The organism is Streptomyces sp. NPDC001594, assembly GCF_042893675.1.
Classification (GTDB): Bacteria; Actinomycetota; Actinomycetes; order Streptomycetales; family Streptomycetaceae; genus Streptomyces.
The window spans coordinates 1-4,692 of sequence record NZ_JBIAVB010000040.1 but is presented as its reverse complement, the minus strand read 5'-3'; the positions used below and the strand labels follow the sequence as shown (position 1 = coordinate 4,692).

The 4,692-nt window shown below is 65.8% G+C and carries 3 protein-coding genes; all 3 read right to left on the bottom strand.

The annotated features are described in order from the left end of the window. Positions 1-405: 405 nt before the first annotated feature. Entirely contained in the window at positions 406-801 is a 396-nt protein-coding gene (locus ACFY0O_RS37625) for a hypothetical protein (RefSeq protein WP_388955603.1), read from the bottom strand. Between the two features lie 918 nt (positions 802-1,719). Continuing rightward, positions 1,720-3,045, bottom strand: coding sequence for a UDP-N-acetylglucosamine 1-carboxyvinyltransferase (murA, locus tag ACFY0O_RS37620; protein ID WP_388955600.1), 1,326 nt, complete (start codon positions 3,043-3,045; stop codon positions 1,720-1,722). Between the two features lie 107 nt (positions 3,046-3,152). Beyond that, positions 3,153-4,583, bottom strand: coding sequence for a UDP-N-acetylmuramoyl-L-alanine--D-glutamate ligase (gene murD, locus ACFY0O_RS37615; protein ID WP_388955598.1), 1,431 nt, complete (start codon positions 4,581-4,583; stop codon positions 3,153-3,155). Positions 4,584-4,692: the final 109 nt, after the last annotated feature.

Below are 4,692 nucleotides of genomic sequence, written 5' to 3'. Positions count from 1 at the left end.
CCCGCGGAGCGGGACCCCCAGCGCTGCGCGCTGGGGAAGGGAACGCCCGCGCTGCGCGCGGGCTGTGACGGAGTGTAAGGCCCCGCGCTTCGCGCGGGGCGGGCTGGCGCCCGCTTCGCGGGCTTGGCCTCGGGGTCTTCCGCTTCGCTCCAGACCCCTGGTTGAGCCGCTTCGCGTCCCAACTCTGGCCGTTTCACGACCAGTTGGGCCGGTCCGCTTCGCTCCCCGGCCCTGGGCCCGCTTCGCGGGCGGCTGACTGTCAGGGTGGAGGGCTCTTCGGTTTGATGCACATGTTCCTTTGGAGGAAATGGCACATCCCTGGAACCTCTATGAGCTGGGGTGCGGTTCTGGTTCGCCTGCCGTGTTGCAGGGGCTGAAAATTCAGCCCCTGCAACACGGGGGTTTTCAGCCCTTCTTGTTCGGAAGCGTGATAGAGCTGGCACGGAGTCCGATCGTGTGGACCCATTCTTTCTTTTCATTCTGGTAGTTGGAGTACCACTCGTCCGCGACGACGACCGTGACCCTTGCCTCTTCCCTGCTGGTGACGCTGGTCATTCCCTCGGGGAAGGCGTCCTGAAGCTTCTTGATGTCCTCGCCCTGGACCCAAACCTCGAACTCACGCCGCTTCAGCTCGCCGATGAAATCGTCGACCAAAGCAAGGACGATCAGCGTGAACGTGAGGTACTGGTTTCCCTCCTTGTCTCGCCGGTCCTTAAGACCGCTCTTCGGGTCGATGTAGCCGCTCTTCTCGCCGAAGCTGCTGGCCTGTAGGGCCGGGGGGGCGATGGGCTTGATAGGCATGTTTCCTCTTTCGCTGATTTTTTCTCGGGTTTTCGGAAGTTTCTGCCAGGTCCCTTCCTGTATCCCTAATTATGCCATCTCCTAGTGTCGGCGCCTAGGAAATTCGTTGGATTCGATAGGGGAATTCAGTGTGTTTTGGGTCACATTCCCCCGTAGCGGGCTGCACCTGTTCAGCCGCCAGAAGGGGGTGGGGGAGTGTTTGACCGGGAGGTTTTCGGGCGGGCCGGGACATGAACAGGGGGCCATTACACTTGAGCCAATGGAGAGGGCTGTGCCCTCACCGCGACGTCAGTCGGGCACTCGGCCCCCTGTTCTTGTCCCGGGAGGGACCCGCCCGAAAACCTCCCGGTTAAAGACTCCCTCGGCCCCGACCCAAGATGGGCGGCCTTGGCCACGGAAAACCCGTGGCCAAAAAATCTGCGTCAATTACGTCGTCGCCGGATCACACAGAAGATTGCTCCAGCGCCTGCTCCCGGCTGGCTTTGGACAGTACACGGAGCCGCGCACGGCTGACGGCTTCGAGCCGCCGTCCCCTCTCCCTCTGCTGGCCTTCTTTGCCCATCTCGAAGCCGCCGCAGCCGCCGGCGCTCGTGGCCGCGGAGGCTTACGGAGGTTAGGCGCCGCAGTCGGCCGCTGCTGGACGTCCTGGGAAGCTGCTGGTCCCTTGGGTTGTCCGTCCGCCCACGACGAGAGCCAGGCCGCTGCGGTCCCGGGCGGACGGATACGGCCCTCACCGGGCCGACAGTGCTGTCGGCCGGGCCTCGCGCCAGCGGTCGGCGCAAGGCAGCGACGCTGGGCGTGCCTCAGTTGGCGACCGCTGATGACGAGCCAGGGCCTCGTCCGGTCCTGACAGGGCATGGCCGGCTACTGGGGCCGGAAGCCGTTCAGTTGCTTCCGACCCCAGGGGCGCGGCCTGGTTCAAGAGGTGATCAGCTGAACATCGGCTCCGAGGTCTTGGAGCTTCTGCAGGAACCTCTCATATCCCCGGTCGATGAGGCTGATGCCGTCCAGCCGCGATGTCCCCTTCGCTGCGAGTGCCGCGATCAGATATGCGAAGCCTCCGCGCAGGTCGGGGATTTTCAGGTCGCCAGCCTGAAGCCGGGGAGATCCGGAGATGACTGCCGAGTGCTGGTGGTTCTGTCCTTCGAACCGGCAGGGGCGGGCACCGAGGCACTCCTCGGAAAGCTGCACGTCCGTCCCCATCTTCTTCAGGCCGGCGGTGAGACCGAGACGGGACTCGTACACGGTCTCATGGATCCTGGAAGTTCCTTCGGCCAGCGCCAGCACGGTGAGCAGGGGCTGTTGCCAATCGGTCTGGAAGCCGGGGTGTACATCGGTCTCCAGGCTGATGGCGCTCAGCGGCCGGCCCGGGTGCTGAAAGCGGATGCCGTCTTCATCGACGTCGAAGAGTCCGCCGACCCTCCGGTACGTGTAGAGGAAGGCGGTCATCTCGGTTTGACTGGCGCCGCGGACGTAGATGTCGCCCTTGGTCGCGAGCGCCGCGCAGGCCCACGAGGCCGTCTCGAGCCGGTCCGGGAGAGCACGGTGGATGTAGCCGTCCAGGCTGTCGACACCGCTGATCACGATGGTGCGGTCGCTCGCGAGGGTAATGATGGCGCCCATCTTCTGCAGCACGCAGATCAGATCGAGGATCTCGGGCTCGATGGCGGCGTTGCGCAGTTCGGTGTCGCCCTCGGCGAGGGCTGCGGTGAGCAGGACCTGTTCCGTGGCGCCCACGGATGGATAGGGGAGGCGGATGTCGATGCCCCTGAGCCGCTGGGGGGCGCGGAGGTGCACTCCGTCGGGGCGGGGCTCGATCTCAGCCCCGAAGTCGCGCAGTACCTGAAAGTGGAAGTCCAGCGCGCGGCCCCCGATCTCGCAGCCGCCCAGGCCGGGGATGAATGCCTGTCCGAGTCGGTGCAGCAGAGGGCCGCTGAACAGGATCGGGATGCGGGAAGAGCCGGCGTGTGCGACGGCCTTCCCCGGGTCGGCCTGCTGGACCCGTGAGGAGTCGATGCGAAGTTCGTCGTCTCGTTCACCGGTGGTGACACCCACGCCGTGCAGGCTGAGAAGGGATCGGACGATCTCGACGTCGCGGAGTTCGGGGACGTTTTGGATGCGGCTGGCGGTGTGCCCGAGGAGAGCGGCGACCATGGCCTTCGGCACGAGGTTCTTCGCTCCTCGTACGCGGATTTCGCCGCGAAGGGGCTGCCCTCCGTGCACCAGCAGAGTGTCGTGGGTCATTTTCTTCCGTTTCATCGTTTCTGTCGGTGGGTGGTCGGCTGATGGAGTGCAGGACGACGAAAGGCCGGACCCCGCAGTGGCGGAGTCCGGCCCTTCGTCCGGCGGCATCAGGAGGTCTGGATGAGACCGTTGATGATCTCCTTGAAGATGTGCCCCCGCTCGAGGTAGTCGGGGTTCAGGTGCGGGGTGAAGGTGCCGGGGCTGAAGAGCACGGTCTGTCCGGGTTCCGCGGTCTGCGTGGCCTTCTCGATGGCCGTACGGAAGTCGTCGACGACCGTGATGGCGGGCGGATTGGCGCCTCGGACGCAGTTGACGATGTGCTCCGCCGTGGGGCCGAAGGCGACCAGGTGTGCGACGTTCCGTGTGAACTCTTCGTGCAGGGCGGTGAAGACCCCGTTCTTGTTGTCCTCGCCTCCGGCGATCAGGACGACGGATCGGCCGTTGAACGCCCGCAGGGCGTGCTGGGTGGACCAGGGGTTGGTGGCCTTGGCGTCGTTGTAGTAGGTGACTCCTTCGTGCTCACCGACGTACTCCAGCACATGCTCGCGGCCGCGGAAGTTGATGATCCCGTGGAGGATCGCGGTCAGGGGGAGGCCCCAAGAAAGACCGACAGCGATGGCCGGGAGGGTGTTGGCGGCCACGCCAGCGGCGTTGAGGTCCTGTACCCGGCACAAGACCGTTTCCTGGCCTGCGTAGCGGGCGGTGATCCGGTCGTCGTCGATGAAGGCGCCGTCAAGGCCGGCGGGGAGGGGGCCGAGGGTGCTGACGTACAGGACACTGCCCGGGACGCGTGCGGCGATCTTGCAGCTTTCGGGGTCATCGATGGAGACCACCGTGGAGTTGAACCGGGTGTGGTTTGCCACGATGCGGCTCTTGAGCTCGAGGTAGTAGTCCCACGGGTAGAGGTTCGTGTGCTCCCGGCGGATGTTGGTGATGACGCTGGTTGCCGGCGCCAGGAGGGGGCTGTCCTGCAGTTGGCCGGCGGCGACCTCCAGGACGACGATGTCGTCTTCCTCGATCTCGGGCAGAACGCCGGCGAACGGGATCCCGATGTTGCCCACGAGGTGGGCGCGGCGACCACTGGCCTGCATCATGGCGCTGATCAGCGTGGTGGTGGTGCCCTTACCGTTGGTGCCGGTGACGGCGATGATGGGGCAGGGGCACAGCCTGGCGGCGAGTTCGACCTCACTCCAGATCGCGATGCCCATGTTCTGGGCGGTGGCCAGGGCGGGGTGGGTAGTGCGGACGCCGGGGCTGCGGATGATGAGGTCGAACCCGGTGATGTCGGGCTGGTCGGCGCCCAGGCGGTAGGTCATGGGGTGCTGGGCCAGTCGGTCGAGGGCTTCGGCCAGTTCGCCGGCCTCCTTGTGGTCGGTGACCGTGACGGACGCGCCGTGGGAGGAGCAGAGGATCGCTGCGGCTTCCCCGCTCATCCCGAGTCCCATGACAAGGACTCGTCGGTCGGCCAGCTGCAGCGGTTCGCCCGTCGCCGGGTGCCCGTCCTGCTGGGGGCTGATGAGTTCGGAGTTTCCGTTCAAGATTTCCTCCTGGTGTGTGCCGGGAGGGGGTGGTCGTCTGGTGACGACCTGGGATGTGGCCCCCTTTTCCCGGCAGCCGGTCGTCAGCGCCACGCGGGAAAAAGGGAAG

Coding starts and splice junctions, on each gene's coding strand:
- ACFY0O_RS37625 (WP_388955603.1), bottom strand. CDS start 801: ATGCCTATCAAGCCCATCGCCCCCCCGGCCCTACAGGCCAGCAGCTTC.
- murA (WP_388955600.1), bottom strand. CDS start 3,045: ATGACCCACGACACTCTGCTGGTGCACGGAGGGCAGCCCCTTCGCGGC.